The organism is Cellulomonas sp. H30R-01 (genome assembly GCF_010119915.1).
Lineage (GTDB): Bacteria > Actinomycetota > Actinomycetes > Actinomycetales > Cellulomonadaceae > Cellulomonas > Cellulomonas algicola.
The window spans coordinates 3,888,077-3,907,254 of the sequence record NZ_CP048210.1 but is presented as its reverse complement, the minus strand read 5'-3'; the positions used below and the strand labels follow the sequence as shown (position 1 = coordinate 3,907,254).

Here is a 19,178-nt window from a genome sequence, read left to right as displayed (position 1 = left end):
GACCTTCCTCCCGGCACTCCATCACTGGTCGGCCGCCGTCAGCCCTCGACGGTCGTGAGCGCTCTCGGCTCGCGACGGACCCCGAGGTCGAGGCTCCGATCGGAGAGGACGGTCTGCCCGCGACGTCGCCGGTGACGGCGGCGGAGCTCCGCGGGGATCGCGTGGGCGCGGCGGCGGGACGGCAGGAAGCGCAGGAAGAAGACGAGGCGCAGGGTCCAGGCGAGCGGGCCGGTGATGCTCAGGCCCCAGATGTCGGCGACGCCGTGGCCGACGCCGAACGCGGCACCCTGGCCGAGCCCCAGGTAGCGGAACGGCAGCCCGGGGCGGCTCTGCAGCGCGCGGGCGACGTTGCGGCCCACCTGGTCGCCGGCCTTGATCGCCCACAACGCGTTCGCGGGGACCGGTTCGTGCGTGCGCGGGTGCAGCACGCGTGCCGCGTCGCCCGCGGCCCAGACCCCGTCGCGGACCGTGAGGTCGGGCAGCGTGCGGAGGCGGCCGTCGTCGTCGCGGGCCAGGGGCTCGGTGCCGGGCAGGCGGACCGCCCGCTGTCCCGTGGTCGCGAGAACCGTGCGGGTGCGGACGCGGGTGCCGTCGGAGAGCGTGACGCCGTCGTCGTCGGCGGACGTCACGGCGACGCCGGTGCGGACGTCGACGCCCAGGCGAGCGAGCTCGTGCTCGACCCGCCGGGCGAGGCGTGGGCGGCGCGCGTGCAGGGCGGGGACGACGCGGTCGCCGCGGTGGACCAGGACGACGCGCCCGGGCCGACCGCCGCAGCGGTCCGCGAGCGCGGCGGCGAGCTCGGCCCCGGCGAGGCCGCCGCCGACCACGACGACCGGGTCGGCGTCGTCGTCGGCCGCCTGAGCGCGGGCCGCAAGCGCCTCCAGACCGCCCGGGTGCCGCAGCGTGAGGCCGCGGCCGATCAGGCCGTCGACCTCGTCGACCGGCTCGCCCGCACCCGTGCCGAGGACGAGCGCGTCGTACGACGTGGTCCCCCGAGCGCTCCCGTCGGCGGGCCGGTACGTGACCGTGCGGGCGGACAGGTCGACGTGCTCGACGCGGGCGTGCACGACGGTCGCGAGCGGCATGGCCTCGGCGAGCGGTGTCTGCGTGAGGTGTGCGGGCAGCAGGCCCGACACGACCTCGCCGGTGAAGCCGTGGAAGTTGTGCACGAGGTTGTCGGACACCACGACGATCTCGACGGACCCGTCGCGGAGCATCCCCCGGACGCGGCGCACGAGGGCGCCGTAGGCGTGCAGCGTCACGTACCCGCCGCCCAGCAGGACGACCCGCCGCGTCACCGCGCCGCTCCTGCCGCGACGAGCGCGCCCCCGGTGACGCCGTCCACCGCCTCGACACCGGTCGCCGACGTGCTCGCGCCGCCGGGACCGCCGACCACGGCCGGCGACCCGGCGGTTGTTGCCGGCTCTCGCGGTGTGTGCGGTGACGACGCCCGGGTCGCGGGGCTCGTCGTGGCGAGGACCGTCGGGTGCGGGTCGGCGGCGGGGACGGCGAGCGGGCGGCCGAAGGTCGTCGGCGGGGCGGCGCGGAACCCGAGGCTCGCGAAGCGGCGGGCGATCGCGCGGACGTGGTCGACCTGGTCGAGCGTCGGGACGCCCAGCGAGAAGTGGCCGGTGTGACCGGACAGGGCCAGCAGCGCGGTCTCGGCGAAGCAGCCGTACGTGAACCCCGGCGGCTGGCCGATGTCGCCGCCGCGCAGCCGCAGGCCCGGGACCGCGACGACGCCGCCGTCGAGCACGGTCACGTCGGGCCGCTCGACGAGCAGGTCCGGGGACGTGTTGCGGGGTTGCGTCGCGTCGAGCACGACCGCACCGGGTGCGAGGTGCTCGGACCGCAGGACGGCGTCGGCGGCGGCGGTGAGGAGCACGACCACGTCGCACGCGCGCACGTCGTGCAGGTCGGTGGAGAGGGTCGTCGGGACGCGCCGGCAGACCTCGCCGGCCAGCGTGCCGAGCCGGCCGCCCGCACGGGCGACGAGGGTGAGGTGCTCGACGGCACGGTCGCGGGCCAGCAGGCGGACGAGCGTCGTCCCGACGCTGCCGGTGGCGCCGACGACGGCGACGCGGCGCGCGCGGTCCGGCCGGGCGGCGAGCACGGTCCGCAGCTGGTCCTCGACGATCGCCGCGGTGTACGCGTTGCCGTTGGTGATCCCGACGTCGGTGCGACGCGCGAGCGTCGACCCGCCCGACGTGACCGTCGCCGTCAGCGCCCCGAGACCCACGATCCCGGCGCCCCGCCGTGCCGCGAGGTCCACCGCGGCACCGACGCGGTCGCGCGCGGCGTGCGGGGCGTCGAGCATGTGCCGGGCGCCGAACGGGACGAGCACCACGCGGCCGACGGGGTCGGGCGTGACGTCGGGCAGGTGCACCCGGGCCATCGTGAACGGCCGCAGCGGGAGCCTGCGGACCGCCCGGTCGGCGAGGCCCTCGGGGACGCGACCGAGCGGCGACCAGACGCGCGCGAGGTCGTCGGACACCCGGGCCCGCGGGTGGACCAGGAACGCGAACGGGACGGCACTCATCGGCGGTTCTCCAGGGGGTCGCGGCCGCGCTGGGCCGGTCGTGGGTGCAGCCCGGGGGCCGCGACGGAGGTGAAGAGGTCCGGCGGCGGCGGCCAGATACGTGGGTCACCCGGCCGCCCGTGCACGCCCATGCTCGCCGCGCGCCGCACGCCGGGGCGTCCGCCGTCGGTCGCGTCGTCGACGGCGCGGCGTCCCCCGACGGTCTGGTCCTGCGCTCGCGCATCCACCGGGCGACGGACTTCGGCACTCCGTCGGGCCCCCCGACGTGGGGGCAACCCTGAGGGGACATCCGGGGGGGATACCGGATGTCGACGCACCGGCCGGGCTCCCTAGGTTCGGGCCATGACCTCCGACCAGCCCAGCGCGACGCTGACCGCCCCGCCCACGGCCGCCGCTCCCGCCGTCGCCGCCCCGCCGCCGGCCGCGCTGGACCGCCGCTCGCTGGCCCCCGACCTCGCGCGCGGCATGCTGCTGCTGTTCATCGCGCTCGCGAACGTGTGGGGCTACCTGTGGTCGACCGGTGAGTCTGGGCCCGGCGGGCGACCCGCGGGCGGGTCGGACGTGGACCACCTCGTCGACGCGCTGACCGCGTTCTTCGTCGACGACCGGTCACGGCCGATGTTCGCGATCCTCTACGGGTTCGGCCTCGCCACGATGGCGAGCCGGCTCGCGGCACGCGGCGCCGACCGCAGGGGCGCGCGTCGGGTGCTGGCGCGGCGCGGCGCGTGGCTCGTCGTGCTGGGCCTCGTGCACTCGGCGTTGCTGTTCGGCGGCGACATCCTCGCGGCCTACGGCGTGACGGGCCTGGTCGCGCTGGCGTTCCTGCACCGGTCGCGCGTGACGCTGTGGATCTGGTTCGCCGCGGGCACGCTGCTGTCGACCGCGGCGGGCGTCGTCGTGCTGGTGTTCTTCGAGGAGGGCTTCGGTGGCGACGGCACCCCGACGACGAGCTACGTGGCGTCGGCCGGCGAGCGGCTGGTGTCGTCGGGCGCCTCGATCGGGCTCGCGGTCGTGCTGCTGTTCTTCGTGCCGCAGGTCGTTCTCGGCATCCTGCTGTCCCGTGCCGGCTGGCTGACACGCCCGTGGGAGCACCGCCGCCGCCTCGGCCAGGTCGTCGTCGTGGCGCTCGCCGTCAACGTCGTCGGCAACCTGCCGTGGGCGCTCGTCGTCGGGCACGTGTGGGAGCCGTCGGCCACGGTGGGCGGGGTGCTCGAGATCGTCCACATCGCGTCGGGCGTCGTCATGGGCCTGGGCTACGTGTGCCTGTTCGGCTGGCTCGCGGCCGTCTGGCACGACCGCCGCGACCTGCCCGTGGTGCGGGCCGTGACCGCGGTCGGCGAGCGGTCGCTCACGTCGTACCTGCTGCAGTCCGTGATGCTCGCGCCGCTGCTGAGCGCGTGGGGCCTCGGTCTGGGCGGCCGGATCGGCACGGCGACGGCTGCCGCGCTCGCCGTCACCGTCTGGCTCGTCACGGTCGCCGTCGCCGTCGCGCTCGACCGCACGGGACGCCGCGGGCCTGCCGAGGTCCTCCTCCGCCGCCTCACGTACGGCCGCCGGGCACGGTCGGCCGCGTGACGCCTCAGGCCTGGGCGCCGGGCAGGCGCGAGCGCCAGGTGTGGGTCGGCTCGTAGCCGAGCAGGCGGCGGGCCTTGTCGATCGACAGGAGCGTCTCGCGGCCCTCGACGGGACGGCGGAGCTCGACGTCCGGGAACTCCGCGGCCAGCAGGTCGGCGGACGGGGTGTCGAGGACGGTGTCGGGTGCGGCGATGATGAACGCCTCGAAGCCCGTGAGGTCGCTCTCCAGGGCCAGGCGCACGGCCTGCGCACCGTCGCGGGCGTCGATGTAGCCCCACAGGTTCCAGCGGCGCGACTGCGCCGTGAAGTCGCGGAACGCCGGGTAGTCCTCGTCGACCATGACGTTCGAGAACCGCAGCCCGATCAGCTTCGCCGACGGGTCCCAGCGCGTGAAGTGGCGCGCCATCTCCTCCTCGACGGCCTTGCCGAGCGAGTACGTGCTCTCCGGGCGGACCGGGTACTCCTCGTCGACCGGCGCGTACGGCGGCGGGGTGTCGAACGGCAGGCCGAGGACCGTCTCGCTCGACGCCCAGACGACGTCGCGGATGCCGGCCCGGCGGGCGGCGGCGAAGACGTGGTGGGTCGAGACGACGTTGTTCGCGAACGTCGCGCCGCTCGGGATGAGCCCAGGTGCGGGGATCGCCGCGAGGTGCACCACCGCGTCGACGCCCTGGTAGCGGTCGTCGATGCCGGTCAACGCCTCGGTGACCTGGCCCAGGTCGGTGAGGTCGACGCGTGTGAACAGCGCCGGCTGGCCCGGCGGCGGGGCGGCGACGTCGACGTTCACGACCTCGTACCCGTGGGCGGCGAGGTCCTCGACGACCGCCCGCCCGAGCTTCCCGCTGCCACCTGTCACCACGACGCGCGTCATGCCTCGACGGTAACCCGCGGGGCCCGTCCGACGCCGACCGGTCGGGCCGTCCCGGCGGGACCGGCGCCCGCCGACGGGGCTACGCGTACCGGCGGTGCTGCAGGGGCAGGAAGCGGTCGACGGAGTGCCGCAGGCTGAACCGCGGCTTCCGCAGCCGCACGTCGACGGAGTAGTAGTCGGCCCACTTCCGGAACGCCTCGTAGCCGCGCCAGTCGAGGTCCAGGCCCTCGGCGACCTCGACCGCGCGCGCCGCGAGGTCCGGCCAGCCGAACCGTCGGGCCGCCTCGTACGGGTCCGTGACGCGTGCGAGCAGCGGGTCGCGGCCGTCCGACGGCGGGACCTCGCCGTCGAGCACGAGCTCCGCGATCGCCCGGACGCTCGTCGCCCGGTCGACGAACGGCAGGGTCAGACGCGTGAAGTCGTCGACGATCACCTGCGGGAACCCCGGCGTCTGCGCGGTGTACTCGCCGCGCCACCCGAACGCCGTCGCGGCCTGGTTGAACTGGTGCACGAACCGCTCCCCGGCCGTCCGCTCACCGGAGGCGGGCGTGCACTCGACGGTGATCGTGCGGACCCGGTCGACGCGGGCCTGCGGCTCGCACCGCACGACCATGGCGACGTCCCCGGACCGCCCCCGGAACACCGGTCCACCGCGCGTGAAGCCGCGCTCCGCGAGGAGCGGCTCGAGCGCGCCGGGCAGGTCGAACGCCGCACCGGCGGCCGTCTCGGCACTCACTCGGCGTCGAGCCAGGTCCGGGCGGGCGGGAGCAGCGCCTCGAGCTCGGGCCACAGCGCGTCGGGGAGCTGCGCCGACGCGGCCGCGACGGTCTGCGCGACGCGCTCCGGACGGCTCATGCCGACGATCGTCGCGGCGACCCGCGGGTCGCGGAGCGAGAACTGCAGCGCCGCGGTCGCGATGTCGGTGCCGTGCTCGGCGCACACGCGTCGCATGGCCTCCGCCGCGTCGAGCACCTCGGGCGGCGCCTCGCGGTAGCCGTACGTCGTCGGACCGCCCTCCTGCTTCGCGAGGATGCCGCCGCCGTGCACCGCCGCGTTGAGGATGCCCATGCCCTGCCGCTCGGCCTCGTCGAGCAGCGGGCCCGCGGAGCGGTCGAGCAGCGTCCAGCGGTTGTGCACGAGCAGCACGTCGAACACCCCGAGCGCGAGGTAGCGCGCGATCTCCTGCACGCGGCCACCCGCCAGCCCGATGGCCCCGACCTCGCCGGACTCTCGCAGCGCGACCAGCGCCTCGACCGCGCCGCCCGGGCCCGCGAGCTCGTCGAACGGCCACGTCTCCGGGTCGTGCAGGTGCACGAGCGGCAGGTGGTCGAGGCCGAGGCGCTCGCGGCTCTCCGCGACCGACGCACGCACGCGGTCGCCCGAGTAGTCGCCGTCCTTCGGGTCGACCTTCGTCGCCACCGTCACGCCCGCGGGCAGCCCGCCGACCTGGCGCAGCGCCGCACCGATCCGCCGCTCGCTCTCGCCGTCGCTGTAGCCGTTCGACGTGTCGACGAAGCGGATCGGGCTGTCGAGCGCGGCGAGCACGGTCGCGACACCCTCGTCGGCGGGGACGTCACGGCCGAACAGGTTCGGCATGCTGCCCAGCGGACCACCGCCCAGGCAGACCGCCGACACCTCCAGACCCGTGCGTCCGAGCGGGCGGATCCAGCCGGGCGTGCCGGGGGCGAACGAGGTCATGACGGGCTCCAGTGGGCGATCACGGATCGGCGGCGATCCGACGGCGGCGGGCTCGTCGCATTCCATCACGGGACGACGCACCCGGCCGCGCACGTCCCGCGGCCGGGGCGACGACGAGGTCGACGTCCGCCCACGTGGCGCGGCGCGCCCGCCACCCCCCGAGCTGCCCCGCGGTGCGACGGGCCGAACCCGACCGTGCCGCGGTCAGCGCAGGCGGGCGAGCGAGTCCAGCGCGGCGACGGGATCGGGTCCGAGCGGGAACAGGACCGCCGACGACACGCCCGCGTCGAACAGCGCGTCGAGCCGGGCACGCGCCGCGGCGGGCGTCCCGACGATCCCGAGGTCGTCGACCCACGCGTCGGGCAGCGCGGCACCGAACTCCTCGGGCGACCCGACCGACGCCCGCAGCGCGGCGATCTCGTCGGCGTACGGCAGCGGCGCGAGGTGCGGCGCCCAGTCCGGCTCCCCCACCCACGCGAGCGCGGGCCGCGCCAGACGACGGGCCGCGTCGGCGTCGTCGTCGACCGCCGCGACGCAGTACGCGACGATCCGGTGCTCGCGCGTCGGGGCGATGTGCGCGAGGGCCGCAGCGACGTACTCGGGCGTCACGGGCTCCGCGAGGACGGTCCCGTCGGCGTACCGGCCCGCCACGGCCAGCGACCTCGGCCCGCGCACACCGGCGAGGATGCGCGGCGGCTGGGCGGGCGGCGACTCGAGCTGCACGCCGTCCAGGTGCACGTACCGGCCGTCGGCGTCGACGCGCTCGCCGTGCACGATCGCGCGGACCGCCCGCAGGTGCTCCTCGAGCATCGTGAGCGGGCTCGCGGGCCACGCGCCGACCTGCCGCATCCACGCGGGCATGCCGTGCCCGATGCCGACGTCGAGACGACCCGGGAAGAGCTCGGCGAGCGTCGCGGCCTCCATCGCCGTGAACGCGGCGTCCCGCACCGCGGCGGGCAGGATCCCGATGCCGACCCGGATCCGCTCGGTCCAGGCGAGCACCGCCGCGGCCTGCGCGACACCGCCGCGGAAGAAGCAGTCCTCGACGACCCAGATCTCGTCGAAGCCGAGCTCCTCGGCACGGAGGGCGAACTCCCGTACCCGTCCGACGGGCAGGTCTCGGGGCAGCAGCACGCTGGTCGCGCGGTCGGTCATCGTCGTCCTCCTCGTGGCGCACCCGCCCAGGTCCGGGCGGACGACGACCGCGGCGTCAGCCGGCGGCGGCCTCGAGGAAGCGCTCGAGCAGCGGGCCCGCGGTCGTCGAACCGTAGTCTCCGACATCCACGAAGACGGCGACCGCCAGGTCGCCCTGGATCGCGATCATCCACACGTGGTTCTGGAGGTTGGCCGCGTCGCCGAACTGCGCCGTGCCGGACTTCGCCATGACCTCGCCACCGGGCGTGTCCTGCAGGAACGACCCGCCCCCCTCGGTGACGACCGCGCGCATGAGGGTCCGGAGCGCGTCCGCCTCGCCGCTGGTCAGCGGGACGTGCGGCCGCGACGTCGCCGCTGCGGGCGCCGGGGTGGGCCCGTCCGACGCACCCGTGGTCGCGTCGTCCTCGGTCGTGGCGGTGGCAGCGTCGGCGTCGACGACGAGCCGCGGCGTGACCGTCGCCCCCGCCGCGACCGACGCGGCGACCGTCGCCATGCCGAGCGGCGACGCCAGCACACGCCCCTGCCCGATCATCGACGCGGCGTGGTCCGTGCCGTCGGAGTCCGACGGGACGGCACCGAGGAACGCCGCGAACCCGAGGTCCGCGTCCGGCACCAGGCCGAGCGAGCCCGCGGCGTCGACCAGCGCCGACTGCTGCGCCTTGTCGCGCGCCGAGATGAAGGCCGTGTTGCACGACTGCGCGAACGCCGTGCGCAGCGGGACCTCGCCCAGCGCGCTCGACGGGTAGTCCGGGAAGTTCGAGAACTGGCGGCCGTCGACGCTCGTCGTGGGCGGGCACGACACCGGGGAGTCCGCGGTCAGGCCCGACCGCAGCAGCGCGAGGGCGCTCGCGACCTTGAACGTCGAGCCGGGCGCGTACTGGCCGAGCGTCGCGGTCGACATGCCCTCGCCGCCGGGACCGCTCGCAGCGGCGACGACGTCACCCGTCGACGGGCGGATCGCGACGATCGCGCTCGCCGGGCCGACGTCCTCGAGGATCGTCTCGGCCTCGGTCTGCGTGGCCGGGTCGATCGTCGTGCGCAGGTCCGTCCCGGGCGTCGGCTCGGTGGCGAACAGCTGCCGCACCGCGACACCGTCGGCCGGGACCGCCTCGACCGTCAGGCCGGGGCGCCCGCGCAGCAGCGCGTCGTACTGGCGCTGCAGGCCCGACAGGCCGGTGAGGTCACCCGCGGCGATCGCGCCCTCCGACTTCTCGACGATCTCCGCCGTCGCCGAGCCGACCGTGCCCAGGATCGGCCGGGCGAACCGCCGGGTCGGGGCCAGCGGGATCGTGTCGGCGACCGCGCGCACCCCGGGCGTCGCGACCAGCGCGTCGACGTCGTACTGCGGGTCGCCGTCGCGCACCACGATGGCCTCGACGAACGCCTTCGGGCCGGCCGCCGCGACGCGCTGCACGTAGGCCTCGACGTCGAGCGCGAGCGCCGCGCCGAGCGCACGGGCCGCCGCCTCCTGCCCGGCCGCGTCGACGAGCGTCTTGTCCACGCCGACGCGTCGGACGCCGCGCGGCTCGACGATGACCTGGTCGCCCGCGCCGAGCACCCGGCCGCGCTGCGCCTGCACGCGCGTGACGCGCAGCGTCTCGGTGGGCTGCAGGTCGGGGACGAGGACCCCGGGCGTCCACGCGACGCGCCACACCTCGGCGTCCTCGGCGTCGCGCGCGAGGGACACCTGCGTCGCGTAGGTCCAGTCCGTGTCGCTGTCGTCGACGTCCCAGGTGTACGTGAGCTCGGCCGTCGCGGAGTCCGGGTCGTCCTCCGGGACCGTCACCTCGCCGCGCTCGACGTCCGGCACCCACGGCTCGACGCCCGCGAACGTCGCCGTGCGCAGCTCCGCCGCGGCGGCCGCGTCGCCCGAGCCGGCGGCGAACTCCACGGCGGCGAAGTCGCCGGTCTCGATGGCCTTCGTGAGCGTGTCGATCGCCTCGTCGGGGCCCGGGGGCTTGGGCGAGCACGCCGTGAGCGTCCCGACGACGAGGAGCGTCGCCGCGCCGACCAGCCCGAGCGCCGCAGGTCCGCGGCGGTGACGCGGTCGCGGTCGGAGGGCGGGCGCGTCGTCGCGCGCGCGGTCGAGCGTCATCAGGTCTCCTGTCGTCGGACCGGCGGCGGCGCCGGCCCGTCTGCGTTCCGTCCGATCGGTCATCCTGGCCCGTCACGCAGGCCGGGGGCCAGCGAGTTCGCGAGGCGGGACGTGTCCGGGCAGCGTGGCACCACCCGCGGCGGGAGCGGGTGGGAACACGGAACCCTTCACCCTTCCTCCTCACCGCCCGGCCGTCCGTTGGGCGGCGACCGGGACGTGGGTCCCGGGTCGGCGGGCGGGACGACGGCGCGGGCGTGAGCGCGAGCTGGTGGCGGGGCGGGTGCGGCCGCCGGCACGGACCGGTCGCGGCGCGCGGTCCCGACGGGCCGTCGGGGCTCGGCGCCGGCGCGCGACGGGACGGCTCAGCGGTCCGGCAGCGACGACCCCGTGAGGTCCTCGGCGACGTGCCACAGCCGCGCCGCTGTCGCGTCGTCGCGCATCCGCCGCGAGAGGCGCGCCGGTCCGGGCGGGCCGACGATGCCGAAGGTGCCCGACGGTCCGAGGTACGCGCCCTGCGCGACGTCGCCCGTCGCCGCGAGCAGCAGCGACCCGACGCCCTCGGCGGGCGACATGGACGGCAGGAGCGACCGCTCGCCGAACGGCGAGCGCGGTGCGGTGTCGCGACCGAGCGACGCGCCCGCCGTCTGCAGGTTGGTGCGCGTGAACCCCGGGTGGGTGGCGGTCGAGAGCAGCGGCCAGCCACGTCGGTCGGCGACGTGCGCGAGGTGCCGCGCGAGCAGGACGTCCGCGAGCTTGGACTGCGCGTACGCGCGCCACGCGCCGTAGCGGCGACGGCCCTGGAGGTCGTCGAACCGGATGCGCCCGACGTGCGCGACGCCGCTGCCGGTCCACACGACCCGCGGCGTCGGGGCGTCGAGCAGCAGCGGCAGCAGCCGGTTGGTGAGCGCGAGCGGGCCGAGCGCGTTGGTCGCGAGCTGGAGCTCGAACCCGTCGACGGTCTCGTGCCGGTCCGGGACCGCCATGACGCCGGCGTTGTTGAGGAGCGCGTCGAGGTGCGGCAGGTCGCGTGCGAGCGCGTCGGCGAAGGCGGCGACGGACGACAGGTCGGCGAGGTCGAGGAGCCGCAGCTCGACGTCCGCGTCGGGGACGGCGGCGCGGATCTCGTCGACGGCGGTCGTGCCCTTGGCCTCGTCGCGCGCGGTGAGGACGACGTGCGCGCCCGCGGCGGCGAGGCGCTGCGCGGCCTCCCGGCCCAGGCCGCTGTTCGCGCCGGTCACGACGAACGTGCGGCCGGTCTGGTCGGGGACGGGCTGCACGGTGCACTCCGGGGCTGGACGACGGGGGGACGACGGGCTGGACGACGGGCCGGACGACGGGCCGAGGACGCGGCGTCGCCCACTCTCGCACGCGCACCCGGCCCCGGCGCGACGCGGGGCTACGGGTCGTCGAGGACCCGCGACGCCGGGCTACGCGTCGTCGAGGACCGGCGCGACGCGGGGCTACGCGTCGACGACGACCGACGCCCGACGTGGCCAGAGCGCCGCGGCGGCGACGGTCGCGCCCGCGCACACGACGGCGAGCACGACGGCGGCACCGGTGAGACCGGCGGCGCCCAGCCACCCGGCGACGGGATAGGTGATGAGCCAGCACGCGTGGGACAGCGAGAACTGCGCGGCGAAGGCGGCGGGACGGTCGGCCTCGGGCAGGTCGCGCACGACGAGCCGCCCGACGGGGACCTCCGCGCAGGCCCACCCCGCCCCGACGACCAGCCAGAGCACACCCACGAGCACGAGCCCGGCGGACGACGGCACGCGCAGCGCGACCGGGACCAGCGCGGTCGCGGCGGTGAGCGCGACCGCGCCGCCCAGCATCACGGTGCGGTCGGGCAGCCGGCCCAGCACGCGCGGCAGCAGGAGCGCCGCGGCCATCGACCCGGCGCCGTTCGCGGCGAGCAGGAGCGCGACGGCGGTGTCGCCCTGCCCGAACGTCGAGCGCGCGATCACGACCGTCTGGACCAGGACGAACGCGCCCGCGGCGGCGACCGCGAGGTTGAGCACGAGGACGGGCCGCAGCGCGTGCGTCCGGACCAGGAGCACGGCGCCGTGCCGCACGCGCGCCCCGAGCGGCAGCTCGGCGAACCCCGGGTCGTCGCTGCCCGTCGACGCCCGCGGTCGCCCGATCGCGACCGTCGCGACCAGGACCGCCGATGCCGCGAACCCGACCGCGGTCCCGACGAACAGCGCGTGCGACGGGATCAGCAGCAGGAGCGCCGCCGCGAGCACGGGCGACAGGACCATCTCGAGGTCGTCGGCGAGCCGGGCGAGCGACAGCGCCTGCGTGTAGTCGCGCTCGTCGGGCAGGACGTCGGGGACGAGCGCCTGCCACGTGGGGGTGTGCGTCGCGGACGCGGCCTGCAGGACGAGGACCAGGAGGTAGACCTGCCAGGTCACGTCGACGAACGGCAGGCACAGCGCGGCGGCGGCGCGGACGACGTCGGCCGTCACGAGGACGGCCCGGCGCGGCAGCCGCACGACGAGGGCCGCGGCGAGGGGGGCGACGACGACGTACGCGACCATCTTGAACGCGAAGACCGTGCCGAGGACCTGGCCCGCGCGGTCGCCCGCGACGTCGTAGGCGAGCAGCCCGAGCGCGACGGTCGCGAGGCCGGTGCCGGCGAGGGAGACGACCTGGGCGGTGAAGAGCCGGCGGAACGTGGGGTGGGCGAGCGCGGTCACGAGGTCGGGTGGCTCCGGTGGTGGGCGGGGACGTCCTCGATCGCGTGCTGCGCCTGGTAGACGGCCTGCGTGACGAGCGTGCGGGCGTGCTCGTCGACGAGCGAGTAGAAGACGCGAGTGCCGTCCTGGCGGGCCTTGACGATGCGTCCCCAGCGCAGTCTGGCGAGGTGCTGGGAGACGGAGGTGGGCGACTTCTCGACGATGTCGGCGAGGTGGTTGACCGACAGCTCGCCCTCGCGCAGGGCCAGGACGATGCGCACGCGCGTGGGGTCGGCGAGCAGCGAGAACACCTCGACGACGAGGTCGACGTACGGGGAGTCGACGCCGAGATCGCCTTCCTGCATATCTGCGTGCATGCGCAGATAGTAAGCCACCAGGCGGTGCGCCGGTGCGAGTTCGGGCGTCCGGATCTGCGTCTTCGCAGGTCACGCACCTCGAAGTTCCGAGACCGTTCTCACAGGCCCCCGGTTACCCCCAGGGCCGGAGCGGCCCGTACGGTCGGTCGCCGGGGTCGCCGCCGCGCCCCCCGGCCCCCCGCCGCCCTCGACCGGAAGTCCCACGATGTCGACCTGGGCGCTGCTCCTGATCGCCCTCAGCCTGTCCGCCGACGCGTTCGCCGTCGCGCTCGGCAAGGGCCTGCACATCCGCCGCCTGTCGTTCCGCGACACCGCCGCGATCGCCGTCGCGTTCGGCGCGTTCCAAGGGCTCATGCCGCTGCTCGGCTGGCTGCTCGGCGTGCGGCTCGCCGACTCCATCACCGAGGTCGACCACTGGGTCGCCTTCGGGCTGCTCGCCGTGATCGGCGGGAAGATGCTCCACGAGGCGTTCACGCAGGGCGACGACGACGCGCCCGACGAGGACCACATCGGCCTGCGCGAGCTCCTCGTGCTGTCGGTCGCCACGAGCATCGACGCGCTCGCCGTCGGGATCGGGTTCGCGTTCCTCGACGTGCCGATCGTCGGCGCGGCCGTCCTCATCGGCGTCGTGACGCTCGTCGTCTCGCTCGCCGGGGTGCTGATCGGCCACCGCGTCGGCGTCCGCTTCCGCGGGCCCGCCGAGGTCGTCGGCGGCGTGATCCTCATCCTCATCGGCGTCCGGATCCTGCTGGACCACCTGGGCGTCTGGTAGCCGCGCCGCGCCACGGCTCGGCGCCGACGACCCGGGTGCCCTCGCGCGCTCCTGGGGCGACGTCAGGTGAGGACGATCAGCAGCGCACTCCCGGACAGCAGCAGGCCCTGGACGACGAGCCACGCGGCCGCGACGGCGCCTGGTCGCGTCGCCGTCGTGGTGATCCGGGCTCCCGGCACCGCGGGCGGCATGTGCCGGCGGTACTCGCCGAGCACCGCGGCGGTCCGGGTCGCGTGGGACGGGCGGCCGCCGAGGACGTCGGTACGGATGATCTGCAGGTCAGGGCTGCAGACGGGCCATGATCCCGGCTCGGGGCGGGAGGCGAGGACCCCGGCTCCCGCGGCGCTCGCGTCGATGCGGGTGACGGCTTCCCACGGCAGCGTGCGGGTCATCCACACGCGGCGGAGCACGAGGCCGCGCGGCGACCACTCGACGCACGTGTGGAACCCGCCCTGGAGCGTCGCGTACCCGAGCACGGCGGTCAGGGCACTGGCCACGAGCGCAGCAGGAGACTCCCCCACAGCCCACAGGTCGAACCCCAGGCCGAGGACGAGGAAGACGGCGCTCATGGCCACGCCGAAGACGCGTTGTCCGACCGAGGTCCCTCGACGGCCCCCCGCGAGAAGCTCCGGGTCCTCGCCGGCCGTGGCTGTCATGTCGGCATGGTGCCCGACGTCGGCCGTGCCGAGGGCGCTCCGGGGCGCACCTTCCCGGAGGTGCGTGTCCGGCCGGGTGACGGGGCAGCCGACGCCACCCCGGCGACGCGGACGACGCTACGGGCGCAGGCGGGTCGTCGGGACGATCTCCGACGTCTGCGACGTGCTCGACCACCGGAGCTCGGCGACCGCGTTCCGCAGGTTGTCGAAGTACTCGAGGACGATCGGCACCGACTGCCCCGCCGTCAGCGTGACCGTCCCGGTGTCGACGCGGCGGGAGTGGTTCGTCCACTGGTCGATGACGAGCTTCCCGTCGACCCACAGCCGCACGCCGTCGTCGGACGTCGTCGCGAACGTGTACGTCTGCGAGTACCGCGGCACGACCGAGCCGCTCCAGCGGACCGAGAACGTGTCCGCGCCGATGCCGCTCACGGGCGCGGCGAGCCCCCAGTCGAACGCGATGCTCGGGTCGGTGCGCGTCACGGTCGTGCCGGTGAGGTCGACGTCGTCGTAGTAGACGGCCCGGAGCCCGCGCAGCCCGAGCGTCGCGGTCAGGGTCGCCGCCGCAGACGGTGTCCGCCACGTGCGGCTCGCGGCGGTCGACCCGTCCGACCACCGGTCGAGCTCGTAGGTCCGCCCCTGCGCGTCCTGCTGCGACGGGACCGCGAGCCGCAGGTCGAAGCCCGCCCACGACGTGAGCGTCGTCGGGCCCGTGACCGTCTGGCCGTTGACGGTGAGCGTGCGTCCCACGGGTGAGGTGGCGAGCGTCACGTCGACCTTGCGCGGCAGGAAGTCGCGCGTCACGGTCGTCGTCGCACCCTGCGAGTCCGTCGCGGTCAGCGCGATCCGCAGGTGGCTGTTCGCGGCGGCCGCGAGGTCCTCCGGGCCGGGGGCCTCGAACGACACCGACGTGCCCGTCACCGGGCCCAGGAACGGGTGCGTGTGCTGGTCGTGCACGCGCACGACCGTCCACGAGAGCCGCGACCCGGGCACCGTGCCGTCCTGCGCGTCGGTCGCCGAGCCGCTCAGCGTGTACGACTGGCCGACGACGAACGTCGCCCCCGCGGCGGGCGAGGTGATCTGCGCGGTCGGCGCGGTGTTGCCCGAGCTGATCCGGATCGTCACCGCGGCCGACGTCGCGCCCTGCGGGTCGCGCACGCGCAGCGTCGCGGTCCACGTGCCCGCCGCGTACGTGTGCTGGACCGTCGGGCTCGTCGTCGTCGCGTCGGGCGTGCCGTCGCCGAACTGCCAGAGGTAGGTGAGCGCGCCACCGTCCGGGTCGCTGCTGCCGCGGCCGTCGAGCGTCGTGGTCAGCGGTGCCGCGCCGCTCGTCGGGGACACGGTGAGCGCTGCTGTCGGCGAGCGGTTGGCCGTGCCCGTGTACGCGAGCCGGCGGATCTCTCCGCCGTTCGCGTACGTCGTGTAGTAGAGCGCCTGGCTGCCCGACCACGGCCCGAACTCCAGGTGCACGGCCGCGCCCAGGCCCGTCGAGACGTCCGTGCGCACCCCGCCCTCGAGCATCATGAGCTTGCCGCAGTTGTAGTCGCTGAACAGGTACCCGTCCTCGTAGGCCGCGGGCCAGATGCCGTCGGGGACGAACGCACCGCCCGTGATCGAGCCGCAGCCCGTGCTCCGGCCGTAGTCGTGGATCGGGTTCGTCATCCCGGCCGGGAGCGCGCCGCCACAGCTCGTCGCCGATCCCGTCTGGGCGCAGTGCCCCTCGCGCACCGGCCAGCCGTAGTCCGCGCCCGACGTCCCGAGGTCGATCTCCTCCCACACGTTCTGCCCGACATCGTTGACGTGGAACACCGTGCCGCTCGCGTCCGGGTCGAACGCGAACCGGAACGGGTTGCGCAGGCCCCACGCGAAGGTCTCGCGGCAGATCGTCCCGGGCGCCGCCGGGGCCAGGCGGCAGCTCGCGGTCCCGGTGCCGAGGAACGGGTTGCCCGGTGCCGGTGCGCCGGTGGTCCGGTCGACGCGCAGGATCTTGCCGTTCAGCACGTTGCGGTCGCGCGACGCGTCGTTGTTGCCGCCGCAGCCGCTGTCGCCCTTGTAGTCGCAGCCCCCGTCGCCCGTCGAGACGTAGAGGTACCCGTCCTTGCCGACGTGCACGTCGCCCGCGTTGTGGTTGCCCGCCGGGCTCGCGATGCCGTCGAGCAGGACCGTCTCGCTCGCCTGGTCCACCACGTTGTCGTCGCCGAGGACGAAGCGCGACACCCGGTTCACCGGTGCACCGGCCGGGGTGCCGCCCTGGCTCGTCGGGCACGTCGTGCCGGTGCGCGCCGTGTAGAAGAGGTAGATCGCGCGCGTCGCCGGGTCGGGGTCCGTCGCGACGCCCAGCAGGCCGCGCTCCGAGTTGGTGCACAGACGGCTCGACAGGTTCAGCGCGGGCGTCGCGAGCAGCGTGCCCGCGGCCGTGCGCACCCGCAGGCTCCCCGACTGCTGCGTGACGAGCATGCGGCCGTCGGCCGTGAACGCGATCGCGGACGGGTTCGGCACGGTCGCGACGAGCTGCTCCGTGAACCCCGCCGGGACCGCAGCCGTCGCGGGTGGTGGACCGGCCACGACCAGCCCCGCGGCGACGAGCGCCCCCGTCACCACGGCCACGAGCGCGCGCATGCCGTTCATCGAGGGCCCCCGTCCTCGTCGACGCGTCAGGCCGCCACCATCCCCCCGCACGCGCCGGACCGCAACGCCCCGGACCGATTCAGCGACGGTCGGAGCCGCGCCACGCCGGGTCTGGGCCCTCGCTGTCGTCGACCCGGCGCTGAGTACCGGAGATCGACCGGTTGCGGTACCCAGCCCCGGGTCGCCGAGGTCAGGGTGGGCGAGGGTGGCGGGCGGGTGAGGGTGGCGGGCGGGTGAGGGTGGCGGGTGGGGCTGGTGGTGCCGGGTCAGCCGCCGATGATCACCGTCGGGCAGCCCGGGCCCGGGACGACGGGGGTGCCGTGCATGCTCGTGTCGGCGAGGCGCGCCGCCGGGAAGTTCCCGATCAGCACCGTCAGCGAGCCCATCGCGATGCCGTTGGGCGCGGGCGACACGCACGGGATGCCGCCGGGCATCGCGTTGGCGACGGCGGCCGGCTGGTTGCCGATGAGGACGGTCATGACGCCGGCCGCGGGTGTGATCGGGCCGCCGACGTGCGGCTTCGGGCCGTCGAACAGCGGGCACAGGGCGGTGTCGCCGACGCGCAGCGCGGGTCCCATGTGCATCTGCGGTCTCCCGTCGGGCGGACCGCCGGGGCGGTCGCTGTGCCTGCGGTCGGGGCGCCCGCGGTCGGGACGCCTGCGGTCGGTGTGCCTGCGGTCGGCGGGCGGACGGTCAGGGTGCGGGCGGTGGGGCGGGGACGGCGAGCTGGCCGCTGAAGACGAGCGCGTCGTCGCACTGCGTGGGCGGTGACGTCTCGTTCTGCGGCTGCCCGGGGGCTCGGCAGATCACGGACATCGTGAGGGCCGTGCCGGACGGCAGGACGATCGGCGTCTGGAAGTGGAAGTCGTTGTCGCGGAAGTTCTCGAGCGCGACGTCGAACAGCACCGCGGGGTCGCCGCCGGCGGGGGTCTGGGTGAGCAGCAGCCGGCCGAAGTCGCCCTGCGGGTTGTTGAGGACCAGGTCGGTGAGCCGGAACGTGCCGCCGTCGGGCACGACGAACGGGTCGGCGTCGACCGCGGTCGGCGACGGCGGCGTCTGCACCGTCATGCGCTGCGTCGTGGGCGTGAGGATCTCGGTGGGCGGCAGGAAGTTCTGCGTGAGGTCCTCCATCTGCGCGACCTGCTCCTGCGCCGCGGCGGCGGCCTGCCCGGCGCCGGTCGACGACTGCTGCGCGGCGGTCGCGGCCTGCTGCGCGGCGGCGGCGGCCTCCTGCGCCTGCGCGACCTCGTCCTCGACCGACGACTTCGCGGCCGACTCGATGACCGGCTTGAGCAGCGTGAACCACAGCAGCGCGAGCAGGGCCAGCAGGAGCAGCAGCGCGAGCAGCGCCTTGAAGAACCACTTCGGGATGGTCGCGACCTGCACGTGCGCGCCGTCGAGCAGGACGGGCGTGGTGTTCTCCGCGGCGGCGGTCACGGTGAACGGCATCGTGACGTCCGGGCCGCGCCACAGCCGCGTCTCCGGCTTCACGCGCACGTCGGCGAACTCGACGGTGCCGGGGTTCACGGCGAGGATCTGCGGGCGCACGCGGAAACCGAGCGCGCCGTTGTCGTCGGCGGCCGTGAGCGACACCGTCACGGGGACGTTGCCGCGGTTGTCGAGCGCGACGCGGTGCCGCGCCCCGCTGCGGCCGTGCGACGTGCGCGGCAGCAGCTCGGCGGTCGTGTCGAGGAATGGCAGCACCTCGACGACACCCTCGGGGATCACCGTCTCGTCGACGTGCTCGAACGGGACGACGCGGATGCCGAAGTCGAGCGTCCCCGCGGGCACGGCGGCGGACCGCGGCGGCGCGAACCGCACGGTCGCGGTCGTGCTGGTGCCCGGGTACAGACCCTCGATGACGGCCGGCTCGACCGTGGTCCACGCGGCCGGCGCGCCCAGCACCTCGATGCGGTAGCCCTCCACCACGTCGCCCGTGTTCCGGATCTGCAGCGGGACGACCGCCTCGGTGCCGGGGCTGAGCTCCACGCGCGCCGAGTCCAGCTTCGCCGTCGTCGTCATGCTCGCGACGCTAGGAGCGGGGTCGCGCGCGCGGAACGGCCTGCGGCCCGGCCGGAGGGGCACCGCGGCTGCCCGTTGAGTCGTTGTTGACTGCACGATCAGTGCGCCCCGGCAC

The 19,178-nt window shown here is 75.5% G+C and carries 16 protein-coding genes; 2 read left to right on the top strand and 14 right to left on the bottom strand.

Annotated elements, in window-relative coordinates; translation table 11 throughout:
* Positions 1 to 38: 38 nt before the first annotated feature.
* Positions 39 to 1,298 carry an NAD(P)/FAD-dependent oxidoreductase gene (locus GXP71_RS17405; RefSeq protein WP_162353686.1) on the bottom strand — a complete coding sequence of 420 codons (1,260 nt, stop codon included), beginning with the start codon at positions 1,296 to 1,298 and terminating at the stop codon, positions 39 to 41.
* Complete coding sequence (locus GXP71_RS17400; protein ID WP_238402479.1) at positions 1,295 to 2,539, bottom strand: semialdehyde dehydrogenase; 1,245 nt, start codon at positions 2,537 to 2,539, stop codon at positions 1,295 to 1,297. Before GXP71_RS17400 ends, GXP71_RS17405 begins: the two co-directional genes overlap by 4 nt.
* 342 nt (positions 2,540 to 2,881) lie before the next feature.
* On the opposite strand from GXP71_RS17400, the gene GXP71_RS17395 reads away from it, so the two are divergent.
* Entirely contained in the window at positions 2,882 to 4,114 is a 1,233-nt protein-coding gene (locus tag GXP71_RS17395; protein WP_162353685.1) for a DUF418 domain-containing protein, read from the top strand.
* A 4-nt stretch (positions 4,115 to 4,118) separates the two neighbouring features.
* On the opposite strand, the gene GXP71_RS17390 is transcribed toward GXP71_RS17395, so the two are convergent.
* The 8 genes from GXP71_RS17390 to GXP71_RS17355 form a co-directional block, all read right to left on the bottom strand.
* Positions 4,119 to 4,985 carry an NAD(P)-dependent oxidoreductase gene (locus GXP71_RS17390; RefSeq protein WP_162353684.1) on the bottom strand — a complete coding sequence of 289 codons (867 nt, stop codon included), beginning with the start codon at positions 4,983 to 4,985 and terminating at the stop codon, positions 4,119 to 4,121.
* Between the two features lie 79 nt (positions 4,986 to 5,064).
* The gene (locus GXP71_RS17385) at positions 5,065 to 5,721 is read right to left on the bottom strand and encodes a hypothetical protein (protein WP_124343004.1); all 657 of its coding nucleotides are present in this window, start codon (positions 5,719 to 5,721) and stop codon (positions 5,065 to 5,067) included.
* Positions 5,718 to 6,683, bottom strand: a complete 966-nt coding sequence (locus GXP71_RS17380) for an aldo/keto reductase (protein WP_162353683.1) — start codon at positions 6,681 to 6,683, stop codon at positions 5,718 to 5,720. The genes GXP71_RS17385 and GXP71_RS17380 overlap by 4 nt, the downstream gene beginning before the upstream one ends.
* A 204-nt stretch (positions 6,684 to 6,887) precedes the next feature.
* Positions 6,888 to 7,838: an LLM class flavin-dependent oxidoreductase gene (locus tag GXP71_RS17375; RefSeq protein WP_162353682.1), complete on the bottom strand. Its 951-nt coding sequence runs from the start codon at positions 7,836 to 7,838 to the stop codon at positions 6,888 to 6,890.
* A gap of 55 nt (positions 7,839 to 7,893) precedes the next feature.
* Positions 7,894 to 9,933, bottom strand: a complete 2,040-nt coding sequence (locus GXP71_RS17370; RefSeq protein WP_162353681.1) for a penicillin-binding transpeptidase domain-containing protein — start codon at positions 9,931 to 9,933, stop codon at positions 7,894 to 7,896.
* A 362-nt stretch (positions 9,934 to 10,295) separates the two neighbouring features.
* Positions 10,296 to 11,210, bottom strand: a complete 915-nt coding sequence (locus tag GXP71_RS17365; protein WP_162353680.1) for an SDR family NAD(P)-dependent oxidoreductase — start codon at positions 11,208 to 11,210, stop codon at positions 10,296 to 10,298.
* Positions 11,211 to 11,393: 183 nt separating this feature from the next.
* On the bottom strand, positions 11,394 to 12,629 hold the full coding sequence (locus GXP71_RS17360) for an MFS transporter (RefSeq protein ID WP_162353679.1): 1,236 nt from the start codon (positions 12,627 to 12,629) through the stop codon (positions 11,394 to 11,396).
* The gene (locus GXP71_RS17355; RefSeq protein ID WP_162353678.1) at positions 12,626 to 12,985 is read right to left on the bottom strand and encodes a metalloregulator ArsR/SmtB family transcription factor; all 360 of its coding nucleotides are present in this window, start codon (positions 12,983 to 12,985) and stop codon (positions 12,626 to 12,628) included. Before GXP71_RS17355 ends, GXP71_RS17360 begins: the two co-directional genes overlap by 4 nt.
* A gap of 205 nt (positions 12,986 to 13,190) precedes the next feature.
* Between GXP71_RS17355 and GXP71_RS17350 the strand changes: the two genes are divergently transcribed.
* Positions 13,191 to 13,757, top strand: coding sequence for a manganese efflux pump MntP family protein (locus tag GXP71_RS17350; protein ID WP_162353677.1), 567 nt, complete (start codon positions 13,191 to 13,193; stop codon positions 13,755 to 13,757).
* A 62-nt stretch (positions 13,758 to 13,819) separates the two neighbouring features.
* Here the strand turns inward: GXP71_RS17350 and GXP71_RS17345 are convergent, their stop codons facing one another.
* The 4 genes from GXP71_RS17345 to GXP71_RS17330 form a co-directional block, all read right to left on the bottom strand.
* Positions 13,820 to 14,413, bottom strand: a complete 594-nt coding sequence (locus GXP71_RS17345; RefSeq protein WP_162353676.1) for a hypothetical protein — start codon at positions 14,411 to 14,413, stop codon at positions 13,820 to 13,822.
* 117 nt (positions 14,414 to 14,530) lie between these two features.
* Entirely contained in the window at positions 14,531 to 17,041 is a 2,511-nt protein-coding gene (locus tag GXP71_RS17340) for a PQQ-dependent sugar dehydrogenase (protein WP_162353675.1), read from the bottom strand.
* 266 nt (positions 17,042 to 17,307) lie between these two features.
* The gene (locus tag GXP71_RS17335) at positions 17,308 to 17,625 is read right to left on the bottom strand and encodes a PAAR domain-containing protein (RefSeq protein WP_202924279.1); all 318 of its coding nucleotides are present in this window, start codon (positions 17,623 to 17,625) and stop codon (positions 17,308 to 17,310) included.
* Between the two features lie 109 nt (positions 17,626 to 17,734).
* Entirely contained in the window at positions 17,735 to 19,063 is a 1,329-nt protein-coding gene (locus GXP71_RS17330) for a hypothetical protein (RefSeq protein WP_162353674.1), read from the bottom strand.
* Positions 19,064 to 19,178: the final 115 nt, after the last annotated feature.

Bases quoted from the DNA above. Each gene is read 5' to 3' on its own strand.
- GXP71_RS17400 (WP_238402479.1), bottom strand. From the start codon at position 2,539: ATGAGTGCCGTCCCGTTCGCGTTCCTGGTCCACCCGCGGGCCCGGGTG.
- GXP71_RS17395 (WP_162353685.1), top strand. From the start codon at position 2,882: ATGACCTCCGACCAGCCCAGCGCGACGCTGACCGCCCCGCCCACGGCC.
- GXP71_RS17390 (WP_162353684.1), bottom strand. From the start codon at position 4,985: ATGACGCGCGTCGTGGTGACAGGTGGCAGCGGGAAGCTCGGGCGGGCG.
- GXP71_RS17380 (WP_162353683.1), bottom strand. From the start codon at position 6,683: ATGACCTCGTTCGCCCCCGGCACGCCCGGCTGGATCCGCCCGCTCGGA.
- GXP71_RS17375 (WP_162353682.1), bottom strand. From the start codon at position 7,838: ATGACCGACCGCGCGACCAGCGTGCTGCTGCCCCGAGACCTGCCCGTC.
- GXP71_RS17370 (WP_162353681.1), bottom strand. From the start codon at position 9,933: ATGACGCTCGACCGCGCGCGCGACGACGCGCCCGCCCTCCGACCGCGA.
- GXP71_RS17355 (WP_162353678.1), bottom strand. From the start codon at position 12,985: ATGCACGCAGATATGCAGGAAGGCGATCTCGGCGTCGACTCCCCGTAC.
- GXP71_RS17350 (WP_162353677.1), top strand. From the start codon at position 13,191: ATGTCGACCTGGGCGCTGCTCCTGATCGCCCTCAGCCTGTCCGCCGAC.
- GXP71_RS17345 (WP_162353676.1), bottom strand. From the start codon at position 14,413: ATGACAGCCACGGCCGGCGAGGACCCGGAGCTTCTCGCGGGGGGCCGT.
- GXP71_RS17340 (WP_162353675.1), bottom strand. From the start codon at position 17,041: ATGAACGGCATGCGCGCGCTCGTGGCCGTGGTGACGGGGGCGCTCGTC.
- GXP71_RS17335 (WP_202924279.1), bottom strand. From the start codon at position 17,625: ATGCACATGGGACCCGCGCTGCGCGTCGGCGACACCGCCCTGTGCCCG.
- GXP71_RS17330 (WP_162353674.1), bottom strand. From the start codon at position 19,063: ATGACGACGACGGCGAAGCTGGACTCGGCGCGCGTGGAGCTCAGCCCC.